Source organism: Pseudomonas guariconensis (assembly GCF_900102675.1).
GTDB classification, from domain to species: Bacteria; Pseudomonadota; Gammaproteobacteria; order Pseudomonadales; family Pseudomonadaceae; genus Aquipseudomonas; species Aquipseudomonas guariconensis.
Map to the genome: position 1 here is coordinate 599,374 of NZ_FMYX01000001.1, position 19,997 is coordinate 619,370.

Here is a 19,997-nt window from a genome sequence, read left to right on the forward strand (position 1 = left end):
GCCTTCCCGCTTTCTCCATGGATGGAATCGCCATGAAACTGTGTGCTGTGCAACTGGCCTCCGGCAAGGGCGACCTGCCGGGCAATCTGGAGCGTCACCGCTACTGCGTCGAACAGGCAGTCGCACGCGGGGCGGAGCTGGTGGTATTCCCCGAGCTGTCCTTGAGCGGCTATGAACCCACCCTGGCCCAACAATTGGCGCAACCATCGGACACTTCCCTGCTCGATCCGCTGCAAGCGCTCTGTGACCGCCATGGCATCGCGGTGGCCGTCGGTCTACCGTTGCTGGCCCCCACCGGGATTTGCATTGGCATGCCCATCCTGCGCCCTGGCGCCCCGCCCCACTTCTATGCCAAACAGCGCCTGCACGATGATGAGCTGCCATTCTTCATCGCTGGCGAGTATCCGTTGGTGTTCACCGTGGGCAACCAGCGCATCGCACCGGCCATCTGCTACGAATCGATGTTCATCGAGCATGCCGAGCAGGCTCGTTCGGCAGGGGCAGACATCTATATGGTCAGCGTGGCCAAGACAACCAAGGGCATAGACGAAGGCTTTCGGCATTACCCGGACGTTGCCCGGCGTCTGGGCATGCCGGTGTTGCTCGCCAACTGTGTAGGGCCGGCCGATACCTTCGTCGGCGCCGGCCATTCCGCCGCCTGGGACCCCCAAGGGAATCTCTTGGCAGCATTGGATGAACACGCCCAGGGGCTGGTGCTGCTGGACACCACGTCGATGACTGCCCAAGCCATAACCTTGGGCGCGCTGGCGCCATGAAGTACTTAGCCACGGCGCTGGCCTGCTATGCCTGCACTCATTACCTGGTCGGTCTGTTGATTCATGGCCGAGTGGCCGAGATGGCCGAAGGACTACGCCACCGACCGGACGCTCCTACACCTGGCGAGTTCCTGCGAGAAACACAACCCTACGCGCGGCGTGCTCATCGGCAGTACAGCCTGGTGGTCGGGACGGCGGCGGCGGTGATTGGTTGCCTGATCGTGCTCTGGATGAGTTGAACGGGCTCAAAGATCTAACGCGAGGCTCTCTCGTCCTTCAAGGGCCAACAGGTACTGTTTGGCCTGCAGCCCACCGGCGAAGCCGGTCAGACCACCAGATGCGCCGATCACCCGGTGGCACGGAGCGATGATCGAAATCGGGTTGCGTCCGTTGGCCGCTCCCACTGCCCGCACGGCGCTTGGGTTGCCGATCTGCCGGGCAATATCGCTGTAGCTGCGGGTCTGCCCGAAGGGGATGGTCAGCAGCGCGGCCCAGACCTGGCGCTGGAAGTCCGTGCCGACAAAATCAAGCGGCAGCTCGAAACCCTGGCGGCTGCCGGCAAAGTACTCGCCTAACTGCCGAGCTGTCTCCCGTAGCGTCGGATGTCCATCGTCCCGGTGCAGTGCGCCCAGACGCACACGGTTTTCCCGCTCCTGCTCCCACAACACCGCAGCCAGGCAATCGCCTCGGGCAACCAGCGTGAGGGTCCCAACGGGAGACTGAATGAAGGTAAAGGCGCAGGACATCGGAGCTGCTCGCTTGAAAAAACTGGTGCAAGGCACTCTACCCTTCGAGGTTGCTTGGTGCATCCGCTTTCTTGCCCTGGGAATTACCGCTGAACTGGTTAATTGGATATCTGTAACGACATCAGTCAATTACAGTCCCCGATTGGCCACTGTCTGAAAACTAGCACATACCAAAGTAATAGCTATTCTGGGTTAAACATCGCGTTTGTTGTTGCAGGGTCATCGGCAGAAAGGCGCCCTGACCCAAGGCAAACCGAAACCCACCGTATGCCGACAAACGTGGCCGCCATGGCTGAGTTTCTGCGTCAATGCTGGTTTCTGCTGCTAAGCCTCTACCAGACCATCCAAAGCCATGGCCTGATCGGTTGCGTGGTCGCGTTCATCCTGGCGTTGCTGATGAGCAAGATCGGCAGCAGGCTTACCGGACGCACCGAGCGTCTAAGTACCCTGCCAAGCGGTGAAGCGCACGTGCCGCCTGCTCCGGCCATTGAAGGCACCCTCAGGGCCTGGCTCGGTCGCGTGGTCGGGACGCTGCTACAAATAGCGGCGGGCGTGCTGTTTCTGGTCACCGTGATCGCCACGGTGAATGTGCTGTTGTACTGACCTGCGTGACGGGACGTCACCGTCTGCCCAAAGACGGTGACGCTCCCCATGCGCGTGGACCACTCAACGCCCCCCGCAGACTGCTACGACTGCAGGCTTGCTGGCGCGCCCACCGGACTGCAATGCCGGGTCGCTTGCCACCCTCCTGGCGCGTCCGACACCCCAGGCCAGCGCCCGGGTCATCGATTCGCCTGGACGCGAGTCGAACGCCTCCTCATGCAAGGCCATGCCGGACGGTGCGTAAAGGCCGATGAACATCTGCGTCGCACCGGTTCGTGACAATCGAACCTGCACGTCAATACACGAGCCGCTGTCGAGCGTTTCGTCATGCGTTCGATGATGAAGAGTGGGGTCTGCCCAGGACCAGAACACGTCACCGCGAATTTTCATGCCGCCTCCTACGACTTTAGTCTTATATGTGTTGGTAGTGGCACCATAGCGGATGGTTGCCAGCACGCAACCACGTACGACTGGTCAAGGGGGAGAATCGGACAACCGGTGCTGCACCTGCCGTGAAGGTCAGGAAGAGTCCGGGGTTGTGTCGCTGCCCGGTTCGAGCAACGATTCGGCGAACGTCATCCAATCCTCGAAGGCTTTGCGGTGCGCCTGGCACATCCCTTTCCACTCGGCGCCGCCCACACGACCGTAGGCGATCTGGTTCATGGTCGAGGAGGTCAAGGAATCGAGTTCTCTCAAAAGGTGGTAGGCACGGTAGCGCTTTTCTCTTTCAGGCATGGCTTTGTCTTCCAGCGGTGCACGACAGGGCAATACGAAGCCTTATGTAATGGATTTGACGGCTTCCTGGGTCTGGACCTCCAACGGCTCGAAAAGGTTCGCGCCGTGTTGTGAGCCTCCCGTCAAAAAGCCAGTATCGCACTTGTCACGGCTCACGTCCGGGTGCGAATCACGCCACTGATGGCCCAGCCGGCGAACACGAAAAAGGCATCGAGATAGAACAGCCCTGCATAGTTAGGTAGCAATGCTCCGCCAGTGGTTTGCAAAGGAGGAGCAGCGACGGCATGAATGCCGTTGGGGACCACTGCCAGCAGCACCAGGGCTGCATAGGTGGCGAGCCGAAGCGCATTCGTTCGCTTGCTGGAAGCCTCGGCCATTTTCAATCCGAAATAGGCGATAACAGCCGCCACTGGCAGAACCCAGATATGCGTGGGCAGGCTGAAGAACACTTCGGCCATCAAGCTTTTCGTTTCCACGGATACAACACCTTGTCGTTGAACGGCCGGATTATCCATGGCCTGGCTGGGTTGTGGCTAGACAGGTAAAACCAAAGTGTTCCAGGGATAGGAAAAATGTGAAAGAAATGTGAAAATCGAAAATTGATAGCCTATTTACACCATCAAGGAAGAAGCGTGTTACGCAATGCTCAGTTTTGTTTCAACGAGTTCTGCCACAGCGTGAAACATCAGCGCACGACGCTGTATTTTCGCTCACCCGTCCCGTCACCCACTCGACAAGCGCTGATACGCCTGATTGAGCAACCCTCTGGCGCCAAACGGATGAGCGCCCCGCTCGAGTGCACCGATAGCGCGTTGTTCTTCAAGCGCGAGCCGCTTGATTCGTTCAAGAAAAAGTGGCGCATGCAACGTTTCACGGCCAAGCGCAATGGCATGTACGACTGGCCCATGGAAGAGCTGATCAACACCCGCGAGGCAACCCGTCGCGGCGCCCGGGTTCCGCCTCTGGTTGGCTACGGCTACAGTCGTTGCAAGCTCGGCCTGATGAAGGACTTTTTCATCATCAGCCGATCCCTGGCCGACCATATCGATGGCATGGCGCTCATCCGGGCCAACCCACAAGCCGTTCGCACCGTCATCGAGGCCACCGCCGAGCTGTTGCATGAACTACACAACCACGGCATCTCCCACATGGACCTATGGGCGGCTAACGTCATGCTGCCCTTGCACGGCTCTGGACCTGCCCAGGCGATCGATCTGGAAAACGGCTTCTTCACACCGACTGCATACTTCAGTGAAACCCTGGGCTTTCAGTTTGGCTTCCTGTATCTGCGCCATATCTACCGCTACATCACAGAATCGGCTTTTGACGACCTCGTAGCGCACTGCCTTGCGAAGTACTTTCCACACGTGGACCGCAAGGCATTTGACCAGACCTATGAAGTTGCCAAGCATCAGGTGATTGATCGACTCGAACGTCGGGCGATTTTCACCAAAGGTAGAGTGACGCGGTAAGTTGCTGCCAGGCCTGTGTGATGACCGCTCCACCTTTTGACGGCCGATGGTTTGGATCTTTCCCCGGACCTGGGTAATGGGATACCCAGGTTCATTGAACGAACAGCCCCTACGGTCTGCGCTTGAAATAGACGTACAGAGCCATCAGGTCGATGGCCAGTACGATCGAGACCACCACGACAGTGAAATAGATCTCCTCCCGAAGCATCGCGCAGCCCCCACGGCAAGGTGTGTTCGAGAAGGAGCAATTCGCATTCCAGGTCCGCCGGACACTCGCTCGAAAAATCAGGAACCGCTTAGGCTGGCTTCGGATGCTCACTGGACACCGCATTGTTAGCGTCCACATCCTTCATCTCCTGCTCTACCGGAGCATCGTCATCCGCCGCCAGCGGTACTGAATCGCTGCTACGCGGCGCGGGGCCGCCCTGCTTTTCGTCGACTTTCGCCGTGTCGTCATCCTGCGAAGCCCCAACACCTTGGCCAGCCCCAGGGTCGCCAGGGGGAGGATTCCAATCTTCAGGCCGGTTATCCGACCATGCTTCGCCCACCCCTTGCTTGGGCTCAGATTTGGCCTTCTCCAAACCCGATCCATGGCCTTCTCTCGAGTCGGGAACGCTGTTGGGAACAGGTGGACGTGTCACGTCTGGATCGTTGCTTTCGATTGCCATGATCATTCTCCCGTTGGTGGCACAGGAAGCCTGTGCCTAAAACTGAGAATGATCGGTGCGCATAGAGTGCCCCGCGTTAGACGAGTGGCTTCAACCACGTTCGGTCCCACGGATGACTGTGCAGGCACCTAATATTGTCGTGGGGCCAACGTGTCGCATCTGGCGGTACACCGTATTGGGTTGCCCGGCGACCGCCCGACGACCGCGTTACCCTCGGATCGCCTGCAGCCGCTCCCGGCCAGCCTCTGTAATCGCATGCTCCCCTTCATCGCTGATGCGATAACGACCGGACACCATCTTGGTAATGGAGAACCGGACCAGCCCGCTCTTGGAAAGCGCTTGCCCCGCTTCGAAGCTCATCGCCTGCTCTAGATCGAAGATCTTTATTTCTCCAATCTTGTATCGGGCAAACGCTACCAGGGCAGCATCCAATTCTGTTTGATTGATCTTTCGAGCGACTTCCATTCGACCCTCCAGGTCATGAGCGCCCCGGTCCATGGGCGTGAACGCAACGAACCGGGTGGTTTGTTGAAGGCGGACCGTACTACGGCCCGGCGGAGGTCGCTACTGGCTTTCCATCCATGCTGGATGGGCGGGCAGGTTGTCAGAGCGCCCTGCCGCATGAGCTCAGCAAAAGCGGTGCATGGTCGCGCTGAGGTGATTGAAGAATGCTGTTGCCAAGCAGCACGGTTTCGAAATCAGAGATCGCTAGGAAAGCGCAACGGTCGACGGCGTGACCGGCTCCGCCCATCAGGGCCACGTCCACTGGTCAGCCTCGGGGCAAACGTCATGCAATTAGGCGTTTACTGGTGATCAAGCCCTCTGGCTCACCAATAAAACGCCTATAGAGGGAGGCCCATCATGAGACCTCTGAACAAACTGGCGCAGCAGCGGCGCCACCAACTGCATGTCCACATGCCGCCCAGTGGATTGAAGGAGGATGCTCATGGCAATGGATCGGACGCCCCATTACCGCCCATAACGCGAGAACTCGACCAAGCTGGTGGAAGAAAACCCACGTGGCTGGCAAGACCAAGGCAGTGATGCTTGAGAGAGGAATCGCCTTGTCTGATGAACGACGGCGCTTTGCTGCGAACTCGCCAGCGGTTATGCGAAGCGCCTTAGGTCACCAGGCATCAGTCGGGCCGATTTGTACAACAACCGACTGAAGTACAACAAAAAAAGCCATGACCGGCATTTTCACTGCCTGATTTGTCAAATTCACCCCCATTAAATGTGAAAATATCTATACACTTGACTTCCTTTTGTATAGGTATTGGCGCAATACTGCCGACACTGAGAAGCGCTTTTGAGCTCTCCAAGATGCCGGCATGGAGCCCTACCACCCCGTTCCCCTACCTGTGAGGCTCCAAAGATGTCTATACAACTCATATCTATCGAACCTCAAAGGCCCCATGGTTGCCGCAGCTGCCGGGATAAATCACCCATCGGTTTCGACTTCACGATGGCGTTCCAACCCATTGTCGATACGAGTAACAACAGCGTTTTTGCTTATGAATCATTGGTGCGGGGCGAGAATGGGGCGGGTGCAAACGCCGTCATGCAGCAGATAAATGACTCAAACAGATACAAATTTGATCAGGCGTGTCGGGTTAAAGCTGTCGAGCTCGCGGCCAAAACACGCATATCCGAACACTTGAGCATAAATTTTCTGCCCAATGCAGTTTATCAGGCAGAGGCCTGCATACGCACAACACTGATAGCCGCGGAAAAGTACAACTTTCCCATCGAAAAAATAATATTTGAAGTCACAGAGAACGAAAACATAACCGATAAAGCCCACATTAAAAAAATCATGGAATCTTACAAAAAACAAGGCTTCAAAACTGCAATTGATGATTTCGGCGCTGGATATTCGGGCTTGAACCTACTCGCCGACTTCCAACCAGACATCATCAAAATCGACATGGAATTGATTAGAAACATTCACAGAAACCGAGCCAAGCAAGCGATAACCAGGAGCATAGTAACGCTGTGCAAGGACCTAAACATACAGGTGATAGCCGAAGGGATCGAGCACATTGAAGAACTGCAAACTCTACAGGAAGCCGGAATACACCTATTTCAAGGCTACCTGTTTGCGAAGCCGGAGCTCGAAACGCTCCCTCCGATAGCATGGCCTTAGGTCGAATATGGACGGCACTATAGGCTTCAATGCAGCACTCGAACTGACATCAGGCTAATTGAACTGCCACTCCTTATTCGTAATGAAAAGAAACGCCATAAGCGCAACTCTACGATTGAGCGCATTTGAGAACACCGCTTTACGTTCGACCACCCAACGGCCTGATTTAGCCATCCACATAACGGTGCGCCATGTTCAACAAACGTTTAAAACGCGAACTCGAAGAAGCCTTGTCAACGCTCTACGCACAAGACGCGAGAATGTCAGCAGTGAACCGATCCACTGCAATCATTGAATTTACGCCAGCGGGACTCGTAACCACCGCCAATCAAAATTTTTTAGACGCGCTGGGCTATCACCTCGAAGAGGTCATCGGAAAACATCACAGTATATTCTGTCTAGAACGTCACACCACAAGCTCTGAATACAGAGACTTCTGGAGAAGGCTTGCCGAAGGAGCGTCGATCCGCGACCGCGTCGTCAGAAAAAACAAGCTAGGGGAAGCGGTATGGCTGGAGGCAAGCTACAACCCAATCAGAGACAGCAACGGACGCATTATAAGCATTTTAAAATGTGCCACCCTCGTCACAGATCAAGTGAAAAACGAACAGGAACAGCGAAGCACAATCGAAGCCATAAGCCGATCGATGGCAATGGTTTCGTTCACCCCGGAAGGATATGTATTGGACGCCAATGAGAACTTTCTACGCACACTAGGCTATAGCCTGCATGAGGTTCTAGGCCAGCATCATCGACTGTTTTGCCCTCAGCAAGAGGTCGCGTCGCCCGAGTACAAAGAATTCTGGAGAAACCTGAACAAAGGCGAGTTTTTCTCGGGTCGCTTCCAACGCGTCAACCGATCCGGTAATACGGTATGGCTGAGCGCCACTTACAACCCTGTATTTGATGCCAGCAACAAACTTTACAAGATCGTGAAATTTGCTCGCGACATTACCGCACAGGTTGAACAACAAACCATCGAATCCGACGCAGCCAAACTTGCCTACGAAATATCTTTAAAAACCGACCACAGTGCACAGCATGGTGCATTGGTCATCAATGAAACCGTTGCCGTGGTACGCGGTATCGCTGATGAAATCACGAAAGCAGCAGACAATATAGCAGCGGTGAGCAAGCAGTCCGACATGATTACTGGCATTATCCAGACCATACGTGAAATCGCTGATCAAACAAATCTTCTGGCATTAAATGCAGCCATCGAAGCAGCGAGAGCCGGAGAGCAAGGTAGAGGGTTTGCTGTCGTAGCGGACGAGGTTCGTCATCTAGCAGTGCGCACCGCCCAGGCCACCGTAGAAATCAGGGACGTAGTAAAGCGCAATCATGAGTTATCGCAAGAAGCCGTGAAAGGTATGCAAACCAGTCAGCACAAGGTTGATGTCGGCGTAGGTTTGGTCGGTGAAGCGGGAGAAATAATTGAGAGAATCCAAAGCGGTGCACGTCAAGTCGTGGAAACAGTTAAGCAGTTTAGCGAAACCATGAATAAAACCTGAAAATGTATTGCGATCTATGGCGCGGACCTCGGCGTCTAATATCTGCATCAATTAAAGCAATTGCCAATGATCGTCACTCACCCGCCCGCCAAGCGTGTCATGAAGTGCTTGCTGAGCGGAGTATGTGCGCCCGACTGGCGTGGATTCATGGGCTGTTCATCCGCGGCTTGGCCACATCGCGCGATCACGGGGAGAGCAGCGGCGGCGAGGACCGAGGAGGCGGATGTTTGGTAGACAGGCTGTCGTTCAGACGCAGTAAAGGGGACGGCCCCGTATAACTGCCGTCACACCTATGCGACAATAGGCGCAATGTCTGGTCTGAACCCCACATTTATCGCCCAACAGCTCGGGCAAAGCGTGCAGATGCGCTCATCGACATGCACGCTGGATTAATTCGGCCAACGCCTGGCAGGAGCTCGAAAAGCTCTCGATTGGTCCGAAACGCGTCCGCAGCTGCGAAGAAGCCACGTAAGTTATTGATAGGTAAGCTCCTTGATCTCCACCGCTAATATCACCATGCAATTCGGCGCCAAGCCGCTCTTCGAAAACGTCTCGGTCAAATTCAACAACGGCAACCGCTACGGCCTGATCGGCGCCAACGGCTGCGGCAAATCGACCTTCATGAAGATCCTTGGCGGTGACCTGGAGCCGTCCGCTGGCCAGGTGATGCTCGAGCAGAACACCCGCCTGGGTAAACTGCGCCAGGACCAGTTCGCCTACGAGGCCTTCAGCGTGATCGACACCGTGATCATGGGCCACGAGCAGCTCTGGAAGGTCAAGGCCGAGCGTGACCGCATCTATTCCCTGCCAGAAATGACCGAAGAAGACGGCATGGCCGTCGCTGAACTGGAAACCGAATTCGCCGAGATGGACGGCTACACCGCCGAGTCGCGCGCCGGCGAACTGCTGCTGGGCCTGGGCATTCCGTTGGAGCAGCACTTCGGGCCGATGAGTGAAGTGGCACCCGGCTGGAAGCTGCGCGTGCTGTTGGCCCAGGCGCTGTTCTCCGATCCGGACGTGCTGTTGCTGGACGAACCGACCAACCACCTGGACATCAACACCATCCGCTGGCTGGAAAACATTCTGACCGCGCGTAACAGCACCATGGTCATCATTTCCCACGACCGCCACTTCCTCAACAGCGTCTGCACCCACATGGCTGACCTGGACTACGGTGAGCTGCGCCTGTTCCCAGGCAACTACGACGAGTACATGACCGCCGCCACCCAGGCGCGCGAGCAGTTGCTGGCCGACAACGCCAAGAAGAAAGCGCAGATCGCCGAACTGCAGACCTTCGTCAGCCGCTTCTCGGCCAACGCCTCCAAGGCCAAGCAAGCGACCTCCCGTGCCAAGCAGATCGACAAGATCCAGCTGGCCGAGGTCAAGCCGTCGAGCCGGGTCAGCCCGTTCATCCGCTTCGAACAGACCAAGAAGCTGCACCGCCAGGCGGTGACCGTGGAGAAGGTATCCAAGGGCTTCGAGGGCAAGACCCTGTTCAAGGACTTCAGTTTCGTGGTCGAGGCTGGCGAGCGCGTAGCGATCATCGGCCCCAACGGTATCGGCAAGACCACCCTGCTGCGTACCTTGGTCGGCGAGATGGCACCGGATACCGGCTCCGTGAAATGGACCGACAGCGCCGAGGTGGGCTATTACGCCCAGGACCACGCCCACGACTTCGAGGACGACCTGAGCCTGTTCGACTGGATGGGCCAGTGGACTCAAGGCGAGCAGCTGATCCGCGGTACCCTGGGCCGCATGCTGTTCTCCAACGACGAGATCCTCAAGTCGGTGAAGGTGATTTCCGGTGGTGAGCAAGGCCGCATGCTGTTCGGCAAGTTGATCCTGCAAAAGCCCAACGTGCTGGTGATGGACGAACCGACCAACCACTTGGACATGGAGTCGATCGAGGCGCTGAACCTGGCGCTGGAGAACTACCCGGGAACGCTGGTGTTCGTCAGCCATGACCGCGAGTTCGTGTCGTCGCTGGCCACGCGCATCATCGAGCTGACCCCGGATGGCGTGGTGGACTTCAGCGGCACTTACGACGACTACCTGCGTAGCCAGGGTGTTGTGGTCTGACAGCCTCGGCCTGAGCGCTTGATCCGATTCGCGGCTAAAGCAGCTCCTTCAGGTACCGCGCCGTTCTAAAGGACGGCACGGTACCTGCGGCTAACGAACAACTCGTTAGCCTGCTTTCTTTTATCCCGCGCAGACGCCATGATGGGCGACGCCCCACCGCCTGCCCGCGAACGTGCCCATGACCGCGCAACAACCTGCCTCCAGCGTCACCCTGCAGATCCTCTCGATCGTCTTCTATACCTTCATCGCCTTTCTGTGCATCGGTCTGCCGATCGCGGTGCTGCCCAGCTATGTCCATGATCAGTTAGGCTTTGGCGCAGTAATCGCCGGCCTGACCATTGGCCTTCAGTACCTGTCCACGCTCCTGAGTCGGCCATTCGCCGGACGGGTGGCCGATGGCCTGGGTGGCAAGCGAGCGATTCGCTATGGGCTTTACGGCATCGCCGGCTGCGGCGTGCTGACCTTGTTTTCGGCCTGGACCCTCGCCCTGCCTTGGCTGAGCCTGCTCCTGCTACTCGCCGGCCGAGTGCTGCTGGGCATCGCCCAAGGGTTAATCGGGGTCGCCACCTTGAGCTGGGGTATCGGTCAAGTCGGTAGCGAGCACACCGCAAAGGTGATTTCCTGGAACGGCATCGCCTCCTACGGCGCCATCGCCATTGGCGCGCCGGCCGGCGTGCTGCTGGTGGACGGGATCGATTTCAGCGTACTAGGCCCTGCATTGCTGGTGCTGGCACTGCTTGCCCTAATGGCGTTGCGCACACGCCCGGATGCCGTGGTGGTGCGGGGTGAACGCCTGCCGTTCTGGTCCGCCTTCGGGCGGGTAGCGCCTTTTGGCCTGGGGCTGACCCTGGCCTCGATCGGCTACGGCACCCTCACCACCTTCATCACCCTCTTTTACCTGGAGCGCGGCTGGATCGGCGCGGCCTGGTGCCTGAGCGCCTTCGGTCTGTGCTTCATCGTGTCCCGGCTGTTGTTCGTCAATGCGGTCAACCGCTTTGGCGGCTACAACGTGGCGATCGCATGCATGGCCACCGAAGTGCTGGGGCTGACCCTGCTCTGGCTGGCGCCCTCGCCTGCCTGGGCCCTGGTCGGCGCGGGCCTGACGGGGTTCGGGTTGTCTCTGGTGTACCCGGCGCTCGGGGTTGAGGCGATCCAGCAGGTACCGAGCAGCAGTCGTGGCGCGGGCCTGGGTGCCTATGCGGTGTTCTTCGACTTGGCCTTGGCCATCGCTGGGCCAGTGATGGGTACGGTGGCTGCGCACCAGGGCTATGCGTCGATCTTCTGCGTGGCCGCCTTGCTGGCACTGTCAGGGGTGGGTCTTGTGCTACTGCTCGCCCGCCGCGCCCATCGCGGCTGAGCGCTCGGCCGGCTGCGGCACCCCTAGGGCTTGGCTGAAAAACAGCGCGGCCTCACGCTGCAACGAATGGTGAATATGGCGACGGTCGACGCCATCAGCGTCCTTGCACAGCGCAGGCATACGGGCATGTTGCTCCTCGTCGCAGGGCGCCATGAACACGAAATGGCCGGCACCGGCCAGCAGGCGATAGTCAGGCGTTACCGGCAGTTTGCGCGCCAAGGCTTCGGCGTTGCGGTCCAGGGCCAGCAACTGGTCGCGGTCGCCGCTGTAGATCAATGCGGGGACCCTCACTCCGGCCAAGGCATGACGGCCGAACATCAGGCTCAGGGGCGCCATCAACATCACGGCCCCCACACGGGCGTCGGCCTGTGGCGTGAGCTCGGCGCGGTCGGCGATCAGCACCCCATGGGTCTTGCAGGCATCGGCATCGCTGGGGCGCTCCAGGCAATACCGGTGCAGACGGTCCAGGTCCGGTTGTGCTCCAGAAAGGATCAACGCGGTTTCCCCTCCTGCCGAGTAACCGATCACCCCAACCTTGCCCTCGTTCAGGTAAGGGCCAAGCAGGGCGTCGCCACGGGCTGCGCTGATCGCCGCGCTCAGTTGCAAGGGGCGTCCGTAGAGGTTGCTCAGGGTACCCAGGCGGCTGTGGTCACGGTTGTTGTCGCCGGGATGGATCACGGCCACGACGATAAAACCCCGGCGCGCCAGGGCGGTGGCCAGGTCGTGCAGTGCCAGGGGGCTGCCGGTATTGCCGTGGGACAACACCAGCAAAGGGAACTGCCCCATGGCGACTGGAGCCTCCTCTGCCACGGTCAGTGGGTAGCCTTCCAGGCGCAAGGCGCGTGTCGGGCCATTGGCCGGGTAGAACGCCAGCGCCTGCATGGGTCGAGCATCCAGCGGATCGGCCAGTTGCATCCGGTGCAGGCCACTGACCCAAGATGCTGCCTCGGCGCGGGCCATCAAGCTGCCGAGCAACACCAAGGCCAACAGGGCATAGGTTCGCTTCATGGGCGGGGAGCTCCGCACAAGGCCGAAGGACAGCGCCAGCATAAAGCCAGCCAAACGGCAGGCAGATGAAACCTGAATGAAAAAAAACCGGCTGGCGCCCAGGGCGTCAGCCGGTTTTTTTCAGGCACCGATCAGGCAGCTGCGAACAGCTCGTTGGCGATCTGGGCCTGAGCGGCGTCGATGGCCTTGCTGCGGTGTTCCGGGCCGTAGGCCAGGCCGTGGGCGCGGACGATCTCGAGGTCGGTGATCCCGATGAAGCCAAGGAACACCTTGAGGAAGTCCTCATGCCCGACGCCAGTCGGCTGGCCGTGGTGCAGACCACCGGCGGTGGACACCAGAATCACTTTCTTGTCGCCGCACAGACCTTCAGGGCCGGCTTCGGTGTAGCGGAAAGTCTTGCCGGCGACGGCGACGCGGTCGATCCAGGCCTTGAGCTGAGTCGGCACGGAGAAGTTGTACATCGGCGCGCCGATCACCACTGCATCGGCAGCCAGGAACTCTTCCAGGGTCTCGGCGCTGAGCTTGGCTTCGTGGGCTTGAGCGGCGTCGCGCATTTCATCCGGGGTGCCAGCAGCAACCAGGGTCGCGGCGGAGAAGTGGCTGATCGCATCGGCGGCCAGGTCGCGGTACACCACCTCGATGCTCGGATCTGCAGCTTTCCAGACTTGGACGACTTCACGGCTCAGTTGGCGGGAGGCGGAATTGTCGCCCAGGATGCTCGAATCGATATGCAACAGTTTCATGGGACTCTCCTGTGAGTGAAGACCGCATCAAGGGGCGATCGCGATGGAGAGAATCCTATAGAACCATCGAATGACCGATAAGCGGGCAAAAATGCGTTAGTTTGTCCTACAGATGGAACAATGAGACGTTAACCATGCAAGACCTCAATGACCTCTTCTATTTCGCCCGCGTGGTCGAAGCAGGCGGTTTCGCCGCGGCGGGCCGCCAGTTGGGCATTCCCAAGTCGCGTCTGTCGCGGCGCATCGCCGAGCTGGAAGAACGCTTGGGCACGCGCCTTCTGCAGCGCACCACCCGACAACTGAAGCTCACCGCCGTGGGCGAGCGCTACCTGCAGCATTGCCAGGCCATGCTGCTGGAGGCCGAGGCCGCGGACGAAGCGGTGGCGAGCATGAGCAGCGAACCGCGCGGGCGTCTGCGGGTGTCGTGCCCGGTGGCGCTGGCCCATGCGTTCCTGCCGGATGTGGTCAGCCGGTTTCTTGAGCAGTATCCGTTGGTGCAATTGGATTTGGTCCTGCTCAATCGGCGGGTCGATCTGATTTCCGAAGGGGTCGACGTGGCCCTGCGCGTGCGTGACCTAGGTGATGAGGACCCGGCCTTGGTCACTCGCCGCCTGCGCCCGGCGCAAACTCACCTGGTGGCCGCGCCGGGCTTTGCCGACCACTTGCGCGAGCCGTCGGAACTGGCCGGTTTGCCTGTGCTTGGTGCGGCGGAGGCAGATCGGTTGGTGCATCTGCGCCTGATCGGCCCTGGCGGACAGCAACAGGAGCTCGCCCTGGAACCGCGCCTGGCGGTGGACGATTTCTTGGTGCGCAAGGCGGCCGTGCGTGCAGGCCTGGGGTTTACCGCCCTGCCGAGCATGTTCTGCGAAGAGGAACTCGAACGCGGCGAACTGGTACGCCTGTTGCCGGATTGGTCGCTGCCTGGCGGTTGGCTGCAGGCGGTCTACCCTCATCGCCGGGGCCTGCTCCCGGCGGTGCGAGTATGGATCGATCATCTGGCGGCTTCGTTCGAAGCCTGTGGAGAGCGGTATGTCTGAGCGGCGGATGACGCCAGAACAGGTGGCAGCGTTCTGCCTGAACCTGCCCGGTGCCCGGGAGGACTATAAATGGGGCGGCGTACGGGTGTTTTCGGTCGCGGGCAACAAGATGTTCGCGGTACTCGACCTCGCGGGCGCGGGGTTGTCTTTCAAAGTGGCCGATGAGCTGTTCCTGGGCTATTGCGACCGCCCCGGCATCCGTCCGGCGCCTTATCTTGCAAGGGCGCGCTGGATCAGCATGGCCCCACCCTACCCCATGGGGCGCGCGGAATTGTGCGACCTGCTGCAACGCTCACACCAGTTGGTAGTGAAGCGGCTGCCCAAACGGCTGCAGGTTGGGCTGTTGCAAGGATGAAAAGACACGTCGGGGCAGTCATTGCCGCCTCGACATCAATGACCGGTCAGGACGCCGAGCGCACCACCCAGCCAGCGGCCGCCCAGCAGCAAATGGTCGGCCCAGAACGCCTGGTGCAACATCACGATGACCCAGAACGTCGCCTGGTAGGACACCTTGCGCGTCTTGTGTCGAAACAACTGCTGCGCCACCAGCGCGCCGGGCCAACCACCGCACAGCTCGCTGGCGTGCAGGACCTTCTCGGGCGTCCGCCAGGCCTGGGTGCGGGCTTGCTGTTTGTCCTGCCAGTAGAGCAACAGGCTGACCAGACTCGCCAGCGGATACACCACCAATGGCGCCCAGGACTGACCGCTGAAGGCCATTTGCGCGGCACCCACTGCCGGCAGCAGGCACAGCCCGGCCAGGGCCAGCAACTTCAGGTGCACGTTGCGTACGCCCTCCTGGGCGCGGCTGCCGCCACGCCGAGGTACAGTGTGCGAACGGGCCATCTCAGCCGTGCGCCGTGGCCCAGTTGACCCAGCCAAATTGCCAGGTCGCCAGGATCAGCAAGCCGAAAACGATGCGATACCAGGCAAATGCCGCATAGCTGTGGTTAGCGATGAACTTCAGCAGACCCCTTACGGCGATCATGGCGAAGATGAACGAGACCACGAAACCGATGGCGAACACCGGTAGATCGCCAGGCTGGAACAGGTCACGGTACTTGTAGCCCGAATAGACTGCGGCGCCGACCATGGTCGGCATGGCCAGGAAAAACGAGAACTCGGTCGCGGCTTTGCGCGACAGGCCGAACAGCAGGCCGCCGATGATGGTCGAGCCTGAGCGCGACGTCCCCGGAATCATCGCCAGGCACTGGACAAGGCCGATCTTCAACGCGTGACTCCAGCGCATGTCATCGACATGGTCGACCTCGATGCGGTGGTCGCGTCGCTCCGCCCAGAGCATGATCACCCCGCCAACCACCAGGGCTGCAGCCACGGTGACCGGGTTGAACAGGTATTCATGGATCAGATCGGCGAACAGCACGCCCAGCACCACCGCCGGGAAGAAGGCGATCAGCAGGTTGGCAGTGAAACGACGCGCCTGGGGTTGGCTCTGCAAGCCGAGGACCACATCGAAGATCTTGCGCCGAAACTCCCAGACCACGGCCAGGATCGCGCCAAGCTGGATGATGATGTTGAACGCCATGGCGCGCTCGCCGCCGAAGTCGATCAGATCGGCGACGATAATCTGGTGCCCCGTGCTGGAGATCGGCAGGAATTCTGTCAAACCCTCGACCACGCCTAAGATGATTGCCTGCAAGGCACTCCAAAAATCCATCATTCCCCCGATGGAGCGCAGCTCCTGGCTGGCCCCTTGTACTTGATTTGCTTAGTGATTGCCGCGAAAGGCCCGGCCGTTTTACAGCGACTGCCGGCCGCATTGCCAGTGGAAATACGCCGATGCCTAAAGGTTTCATCTTGCGCGGCCGAAATCCTATCAGAGGTGCTTGTCAATCGCTCGCACGGCATGCGACACGAAATGCCTCTTCCGGCACTTAGCCCTTGGTCGAGTGTGTCGCGATGCGTAAAGCATGCTTGGATGCGCCTGATAACAAGAACAATGCGGGAGTACCTTTCATGAAGACCTTGAGGTCGATGTCGATCAGCCGTCGCCTGTCGCTGATCCTGCTGGTGGCGGTGGCCATGCTGGTGATCCTGGGCCTGTTGATGCTGCGCCAGCTCCACGGCGACCTGTATCAGGCCAAGGCCCAGAAAACCCAGCACGTGGTACAGACCGCTGCCGGAGTGCTGGCCTACTACCAAGGCTTGGAGGCCGCCGGCACACTCAGCCGTGAGGCAGCCCAACAACAGGCGTTGCAGGTGGTACGTGGCCTGCGCTACGACAAAGATGACTATTTCTGGATCAACGACCTGGGGCCGAAGATGATCATGCATCCGACCAACCCCAAGCTCGACGGCCAGGACCTGTCCGCCATCCGCGACCCTGACGGCTTTGCCGTTTTCAACGAAATGGTCGCCCTCGCCCGCAGCCAGGACGCAGGCTCGGTCAACTACCGCTGGCCCAAACCCGGCGCCAGCGAACCGGTGGCCAAGACTTCCTACATCCAGCTGTTCAAACCCTGGGGCTGGATTATCGGCTCGGGTGTCTATATCGACGACGTTCAGGCCGAATTCGCCCGCCAAGTGCGCGATGCCTCCCTGCTCGGCCTGGGTATCGCCGTGCTGATGGCCCTGCTGGTGCTGTTGATCGCCCGCAGCATCGCTCGCCCGTTGCAGGATGCCGTGCAGGCCATGGGCAACATCGCCAGCGGCGAAAGCGACTTGACCCGGCGCCTGGATACCCATGGTAGAGACGAGCTCACGCATTTGGGCGAGCACTTCAACCGCTTCAACGGCAAGCTGCAGGGTGTGGTCGGCCAACTGCAAGGCGCGGCCCATGCCCTGGCCCAGTCCGCCAGCCACGTCGGCGACAACGCGGGCCAAGCCCAGGCGCGCAGCGTTCAGCAATCGCTGCAGATGGACCAGGTGGCCACTGCCGTCAACGAAGTCACCTATGCGGTTCAAGACGTCGCCAAGACCGCCGAACAGGCAGCCAACGAGATGCACACGGCCCAAGTGCAGGTCGATCATGGCCAGCAGGCCATCCAAAGTAGCCTGCAGCAGATCGACCGGCTGTCGAGCACCATCGACCAGGCGGTGCAGGTGATCCGCGAACTGGCCGGGCACAGCACTCGGATCGGTGGCGTGCTGGAAGTGATCCGCTCTATCGCCGAACAGACCAACCTGCTGGCCCTCAATGCCGCGATCGAGGCGGCCCGGGCGGGTGAACAGGGCCGAGGTTTTGCCGTGGTCGCCGATGAAGTGCGGTTGCTGGCTCAGCGCACCGCCCAGTCGACCGCCGAGATCCAGACCATGATCGAGCACCTGCAAAGCCAGTCGGAAGCAGCCGTCAAGGCCATCGACACCAGCAGCGAAGCCTCGCGCCAGACCGTCCATCAAGCCCGCGAGGCCGGCACCAGCCTGGATGCTATCAGCCAGGCATTGAACAACCTCACCGCGCTCAACGCGTCAATCGCCAGTGCCACCTTGCAGCAAGCCCATGTGGTCGAAGAGATCAATCGCAATGTCCTCGACACCGCCGGACTGTCTCAGCAGACCGCCGAGGCGGCCCGCCAGTCCAGCGATGCGGGTGCCTCCCTGGCGCGCCTGAGCGAAGACTTGGAACAGTTGCTGCGCCAGTTCAAGGTCTGACAGCTTATCGATTTGTTCACGGGTGAACCCGCTCCTACCTTAGGAGCGGGGTTGCCCGCGAACAGGCCGCCATCAGCCACTACAGCTTCCCCGCCCCACAGGCTACAATCGCGACCTTCCCCACTCCCAAGGATCGCCGATGTCCGGCCTCGAACTCTTCGCCGCCGTGCTCGGCGTCATCGCCGTGTGGCTCACGGTCAAGCAGAACCCGTGGTGCTGGCCGATCGGCTTGGTGATGGTGCTGCTCTACAGCTGGATCTTCTATGAGGTGAAGCTGTACTCCGACATGCTCCTGCAACTGGTCTATGCCGTACTGCAGTTGTACGGCTGGTGGCAATGGACACGCCCGGAGCGTGTCGAGTACGCCCGTCAGGTGTCCAGCCTGGCCACAGGGCCGATGCTTACAGGGCTTGGGGTCGGCCTGCTGGCAAGTCTTGCTCTCGGCGCGGCGATGGCACACTGGACTGACGCCGCCCAGCCCTGGCTGGACGCCGCACTGACGGGGTTCAGCCTGGTGGCGCAGTGGTGGATGGCGCAAAAGCGCCTGCAGTGCTGGGCACTGTGGATGGTTCTGGACGTGATCTTCGTTGGCCTGTTCCTCTACAAAGGCCTGTACCTGACCGCCGCACTCTACGCATTGTTCACCCTGATCGCCGTACGTGGCTGGCTGCAATGGCGGCGCGACCCGGCGCTGGTGGCGGCATGAAAGTCGTGGTGCTGTGCGGCCCGGAGTCCAGCGGCAAGAGCTGGCTCAGTGGGGAGATCCAGGCACATTTCGGTGGCGTGGTCGTCAGCGAATACGTACGCCATTTCATCGACCAGGAACAGCGTGACACCTGTTACGCCGACATCCCGACCATCGCCCAGGGTCAACTGGCCTGGGAGGACCAGGCCCGTCAGCTGACGCCAGAGCTCTTGATCCTCGACACCCATCTGCTCAGCAACATGCTGTGGAGCCATGCCCTGTTCGATGACTGCCCGCCCTGGCTGGAACAGGCCTTGCTTGCACGTCACTATGACCTGCACCTGCTGCTCAGCCCCCAAGGCGTCGGCTGGGTGGACGATGGCCAGCGCAGCCAGCCCGACCTCAATGACCGCCAACGGTTCTTCGACGACAGTCTGGCGTGGCTGGCACGGCATCGCCAATCGGTGCAGATCATCGGCGGAGAATGGCCGCAAAGAAGCGCGGCAGCCCTGAACGCGGTGCAACGCCTGCTAGAAGGCAAATCTCCCACCTGCCCAACCGAGTGTTAAGGACCTGACACACACTCAAGGGCGCCAGTCCCCGAATTCATGGGCTTTTCACCAGTTTTGGGGGTGGTGTAAGGCGCATGAAACACTTGTGAAAAAAGCCTCGTCAAGCAACACCGATGCAGGATCAGGCCACGCGCGAATGGATATCCGTCTCACGGCTGATACAACAAAATCCAAACATCCGTAGCTAGATTCTCCAACGCCTTGATTTAACGGGTAAATCCAAAAACGGCACACCTTCTGCTCTCATCAG

The 19,997-nt window shown here is 59.8% G+C and carries 22 protein-coding genes and 3 pseudogenes; 15 read left to right on the plus strand and 10 right to left on the minus strand.

All coding sequences use genetic code 11. The annotated features are described in order from the left end of the window. The first annotated feature begins 32 nt into the window (after nucleotides 1-32). Together BLS27_RS02650 and BLS27_RS02655 are read left to right on the plus strand one after the other, a co-directional pair. Nucleotides 33-776 carry a carbon-nitrogen hydrolase family protein gene (locus BLS27_RS02650; protein WP_090342946.1) on the plus strand — a complete coding sequence of 248 codons (744 nt, stop codon included), beginning with the start codon at nucleotides 33-35 and terminating at the stop codon, nucleotides 774-776. Further along, on the plus strand, nucleotides 773-1,015 hold the full coding sequence (locus tag BLS27_RS02655) for a hypothetical protein (RefSeq protein ID WP_080642107.1): 243 nt from the start codon (nucleotides 773-775) through the stop codon (nucleotides 1,013-1,015). Before BLS27_RS02650 ends, BLS27_RS02655 begins: the two co-directional genes overlap by 4 nt. 6 nt (nucleotides 1,016-1,021) lie before the next feature. Here the strand turns inward: BLS27_RS02655 and BLS27_RS02660 are convergent, their stop codons facing one another. After that, nucleotides 1,022-1,522, minus strand: coding sequence for a methylated-DNA--[protein]-cysteine S-methyltransferase (locus BLS27_RS02660; RefSeq protein WP_043211889.1), 501 nt, complete (start codon nucleotides 1,520-1,522; stop codon nucleotides 1,022-1,024). A gap of 288 nt (nucleotides 1,523-1,810) precedes the next feature. On the opposite strand from BLS27_RS02660, the gene BLS27_RS02665 reads away from it, so the two are divergent. Beyond that, on the plus strand, nucleotides 1,811-2,125 hold the full coding sequence (locus BLS27_RS02665; RefSeq protein ID WP_139205732.1) for a hypothetical protein: 315 nt from the start codon (nucleotides 1,811-1,813) through the stop codon (nucleotides 2,123-2,125). 63 nt (nucleotides 2,126-2,188) lie between these two features. Here BLS27_RS02665 and BLS27_RS02670 read toward each other — a convergent pair whose 3' ends face one another. From BLS27_RS02670 to BLS27_RS02680, 3 genes are all read right to left on the minus strand, one after another. Next, nucleotides 2,189-2,515 carry a hypothetical protein gene (locus BLS27_RS02670; protein ID WP_244155187.1) on the minus strand — a complete coding sequence of 109 codons (327 nt, stop codon included), beginning with the start codon at nucleotides 2,513-2,515 and terminating at the stop codon, nucleotides 2,189-2,191. A 129-nt stretch (nucleotides 2,516-2,644) separates the two neighbouring features. After that, a complete protein-coding gene (locus BLS27_RS02675) occupies nucleotides 2,645-2,860 on the minus strand; it encodes a hypothetical protein (protein WP_090342952.1) in 216 nt (71 codons plus the stop codon). A gap of 152 nt (nucleotides 2,861-3,012) precedes the next feature. Continuing rightward, complete coding sequence (locus tag BLS27_RS02680; RefSeq protein WP_090343064.1) at nucleotides 3,013-3,309, minus strand: hypothetical protein; 297 nt, start codon at nucleotides 3,307-3,309, stop codon at nucleotides 3,013-3,015. 183 nt (nucleotides 3,310-3,492) lie between these two features. Between BLS27_RS02680 and BLS27_RS02685 the strand changes: the two genes are divergently transcribed. Then, nucleotides 3,493-4,332, plus strand: coding sequence for a lipopolysaccharide kinase InaA family protein (locus BLS27_RS02685; RefSeq protein ID WP_090342955.1), 840 nt, complete (start codon nucleotides 3,493-3,495; stop codon nucleotides 4,330-4,332). Between the two features lie 296 nt (nucleotides 4,333-4,628). On the opposite strand, the gene BLS27_RS02690 is transcribed toward BLS27_RS02685, so the two are convergent. Further along, nucleotides 4,629-5,000 carry a hypothetical protein gene (locus BLS27_RS02690; RefSeq protein WP_090342957.1) on the minus strand — a complete coding sequence of 124 codons (372 nt, stop codon included), beginning with the start codon at nucleotides 4,998-5,000 and terminating at the stop codon, nucleotides 4,629-4,631. A 207-nt stretch (nucleotides 5,001-5,207) separates the two neighbouring features. Next, nucleotides 5,208-5,465, minus strand: a complete 258-nt coding sequence (locus BLS27_RS02695) for a hypothetical protein (RefSeq protein WP_043211878.1) — start codon at nucleotides 5,463-5,465, stop codon at nucleotides 5,208-5,210. Between the two features lie 910 nt (nucleotides 5,466-6,375). Between BLS27_RS02695 and BLS27_RS02700 the strand changes: the two genes are divergently transcribed. The 6 genes and pseudogenes from BLS27_RS02700 (at nucleotide 6,376) to BLS27_RS02720 (ending at nucleotide 12,093) form a co-directional block, all read left to right on the plus strand. Beyond that, entirely contained in the window at nucleotides 6,376-7,146 is a 771-nt protein-coding gene (locus BLS27_RS02700) for an EAL domain-containing protein (RefSeq protein WP_090342959.1), read from the plus strand. Between the two features lie 260 nt (nucleotides 7,147-7,406). Then, nucleotides 7,407-8,108, plus strand: a pseudogene (locus BLS27_RS24125) (PAS domain-containing protein); the annotation flags it as partial. Between the two features lie 117 nt (nucleotides 8,109-8,225). Continuing rightward, a pseudogene (locus BLS27_RS24130) lies at nucleotides 8,226-8,657 on the plus strand (methyl-accepting chemotaxis protein); the annotation flags it as partial. 267 nt (nucleotides 8,658-8,924) lie between these two features. Then, nucleotides 8,925-9,129: pseudogene (locus tag BLS27_RS23945) on the plus strand (site-specific integrase); the annotation flags it as partial. 20 nt (nucleotides 9,130-9,149) lie between these two features. Beyond that, on the plus strand, nucleotides 9,150-10,736 hold the full coding sequence (locus BLS27_RS02715) for an ABC-F family ATPase (protein WP_043211874.1): 1,587 nt from the start codon (nucleotides 9,150-9,152) through the stop codon (nucleotides 10,734-10,736). Nucleotides 10,737-10,914: 178 nt separating this feature from the next. Next, the gene (locus BLS27_RS02720; RefSeq protein WP_043211872.1) at nucleotides 10,915-12,093 is read left to right on the plus strand and encodes an MFS transporter; all 1,179 of its coding nucleotides are present in this window, start codon (nucleotides 10,915-10,917) and stop codon (nucleotides 12,091-12,093) included. Here the strand turns inward: BLS27_RS02720 and BLS27_RS02725 are convergent. Both BLS27_RS02725 and BLS27_RS02730 read right to left on the minus strand, forming a co-directional pair. Further along, nucleotides 12,061-13,101, minus strand: a complete 1,041-nt coding sequence (locus tag BLS27_RS02725; RefSeq protein WP_090343067.1) for an alpha/beta hydrolase family protein — start codon at nucleotides 13,099-13,101, stop codon at nucleotides 12,061-12,063. The genes BLS27_RS02720 and BLS27_RS02725 overlap by 33 nt on opposite strands. A gap of 131 nt (nucleotides 13,102-13,232) precedes the next feature. After that, the gene (locus tag BLS27_RS02730; RefSeq protein WP_090342965.1) at nucleotides 13,233-13,844 is read right to left on the minus strand and encodes an FMN-dependent NADH-azoreductase; all 612 of its coding nucleotides are present in this window, start codon (nucleotides 13,842-13,844) and stop codon (nucleotides 13,233-13,235) included. A 134-nt stretch (nucleotides 13,845-13,978) separates the two neighbouring features. Between BLS27_RS02730 and BLS27_RS02735 the strand changes: the two genes are divergently transcribed. Together BLS27_RS02735 and BLS27_RS02740 are read left to right on the plus strand one after the other, a co-directional pair. After that, entirely contained in the window at nucleotides 13,979-14,881 is a 903-nt protein-coding gene (locus tag BLS27_RS02735; RefSeq protein WP_043211867.1) for a LysR substrate-binding domain-containing protein, read from the plus strand. Further along, on the plus strand, nucleotides 14,874-15,236 hold the full coding sequence (locus BLS27_RS02740) for an MmcQ/YjbR family DNA-binding protein (RefSeq protein WP_090342968.1): 363 nt from the start codon (nucleotides 14,874-14,876) through the stop codon (nucleotides 15,234-15,236). Before BLS27_RS02735 ends, BLS27_RS02740 begins: the two co-directional genes overlap by 8 nt. 35 nt (nucleotides 15,237-15,271) lie before the next feature. On the opposite strand, the gene BLS27_RS02745 is transcribed toward BLS27_RS02740, so the two are convergent. Next, nucleotides 15,272-15,724, minus strand: coding sequence for a DUF1294 domain-containing protein (locus BLS27_RS02745; protein ID WP_090342971.1), 453 nt, complete (start codon nucleotides 15,722-15,724; stop codon nucleotides 15,272-15,274). 1 nt (nucleotide 15,725) lies between these two features. Next, nucleotides 15,726-16,556 carry an undecaprenyl-diphosphate phosphatase gene (locus BLS27_RS02750; protein ID WP_043211912.1) on the minus strand — a complete coding sequence of 277 codons (831 nt, stop codon included), beginning with the start codon at nucleotides 16,554-16,556 and terminating at the stop codon, nucleotides 15,726-15,728. A 299-nt stretch (nucleotides 16,557-16,855) separates the two neighbouring features. Here BLS27_RS02750 and BLS27_RS02755 point away from each other — a divergent pair, with 299 nt between their 5' ends. The 3 genes from BLS27_RS02755 (at nucleotide 16,856) to BLS27_RS02765 (ending at nucleotide 19,744) form a co-directional block, all read left to right on the plus strand. Beyond that, a complete protein-coding gene (locus tag BLS27_RS02755; RefSeq protein ID WP_090342974.1) occupies nucleotides 16,856-18,490 on the plus strand; it encodes a methyl-accepting chemotaxis protein in 1,635 nt (544 codons plus the stop codon). Between the two features lie 139 nt (nucleotides 18,491-18,629). Continuing rightward, nucleotides 18,630-19,196 carry a nicotinamide riboside transporter PnuC gene (gene pnuC / locus BLS27_RS02760; RefSeq protein WP_043211861.1) on the plus strand — a complete coding sequence of 189 codons (567 nt, stop codon included), beginning with the start codon at nucleotides 18,630-18,632 and terminating at the stop codon, nucleotides 19,194-19,196. Next, nucleotides 19,193-19,744, plus strand: a complete 552-nt coding sequence (locus BLS27_RS02765) for an AAA family ATPase (protein ID WP_090342976.1) — start codon at nucleotides 19,193-19,195, stop codon at nucleotides 19,742-19,744. The genes pnuC and BLS27_RS02765 overlap by 4 nt, the downstream gene beginning before the upstream one ends. The last annotated feature ends 253 nt before the right edge of the window (nucleotides 19,745-19,997 follow it).

Excerpts from the sequence above, each read along its gene's own strand:
- BLS27_RS02730 (WP_090342965.1), bottom strand. The coding sequence starts at position 13,844 with ATGAAACTGTTGCATATCGATTCGAGCATCCTGGGCGACAATTCCGCC.
- BLS27_RS02740 (WP_090342968.1), top strand. The coding sequence starts at position 14,874 with ATGTCTGAGCGGCGGATGACGCCAGAACAGGTGGCAGCGTTCTGCCTG.
- BLS27_RS02660 (WP_043211889.1), bottom strand. The coding sequence starts at position 1,522 with ATGTCCTGCGCCTTTACCTTCATTCAGTCTCCCGTTGGGACCCTCACG.
- BLS27_RS02755 (WP_090342974.1), top strand. The coding sequence starts at position 16,856 with ATGAAGACCTTGAGGTCGATGTCGATCAGCCGTCGCCTGTCGCTGATC.
- BLS27_RS02765 (WP_090342976.1), top strand. The coding sequence starts at position 19,193 with ATGAAAGTCGTGGTGCTGTGCGGCCCGGAGTCCAGCGGCAAGAGCTGG.
- BLS27_RS02750 (WP_043211912.1), bottom strand. The coding sequence starts at position 16,556 with ATGGATTTTTGGAGTGCCTTGCAGGCAATCATCTTAGGCGTGGTCGAG.
- BLS27_RS02690 (WP_090342957.1), bottom strand. The coding sequence starts at position 5,000 with ATGGCAATCGAAAGCAACGATCCAGACGTGACACGTCCACCTGTTCCC.
- pnuC (WP_043211861.1), top strand. The coding sequence starts at position 18,630 with ATGTCCGGCCTCGAACTCTTCGCCGCCGTGCTCGGCGTCATCGCCGTG.
- BLS27_RS02720 (WP_043211872.1), top strand. The coding sequence starts at position 10,915 with ATGACCGCGCAACAACCTGCCTCCAGCGTCACCCTGCAGATCCTCTCG.
- BLS27_RS02695 (WP_043211878.1), bottom strand. The coding sequence starts at position 5,465 with ATGGAAGTCGCTCGAAAGATCAATCAAACAGAATTGGATGCTGCCCTG.
- BLS27_RS02655 (WP_080642107.1), top strand. The coding sequence starts at position 773 with ATGAAGTACTTAGCCACGGCGCTGGCCTGCTATGCCTGCACTCATTAC.
- BLS27_RS02745 (WP_090342971.1), bottom strand. The coding sequence starts at position 15,724 with ATGGCCCGTTCGCACACTGTACCTCGGCGTGGCGGCAGCCGCGCCCAG.
- BLS27_RS02735 (WP_043211867.1), top strand. The coding sequence starts at position 13,979 with ATGCAAGACCTCAATGACCTCTTCTATTTCGCCCGCGTGGTCGAAGCA.
- BLS27_RS02675 (WP_090342952.1), bottom strand. The coding sequence starts at position 2,860 with ATGCCTGAAAGAGAAAAGCGCTACCGTGCCTACCACCTTTTGAGAGAA.
- BLS27_RS02670 (WP_244155187.1), bottom strand. The coding sequence starts at position 2,515 with ATGAAAATTCGCGGTGACGTGTTCTGGTCCTGGGCAGACCCCACTCTT.
- BLS27_RS02725 (WP_090343067.1), bottom strand. The coding sequence starts at position 13,101 with ATGAAGCGAACCTATGCCCTGTTGGCCTTGGTGTTGCTCGGCAGCTTG.
- BLS27_RS02650 (WP_090342946.1), top strand. The coding sequence starts at position 33 with ATGAAACTGTGTGCTGTGCAACTGGCCTCCGGCAAGGGCGACCTGCCG.
- BLS27_RS02665 (WP_139205732.1), top strand. The coding sequence starts at position 1,811 with ATGGCTGAGTTTCTGCGTCAATGCTGGTTTCTGCTGCTAAGCCTCTAC.
- BLS27_RS02700 (WP_090342959.1), top strand. The coding sequence starts at position 6,376 with ATGTCTATACAACTCATATCTATCGAACCTCAAAGGCCCCATGGTTGC.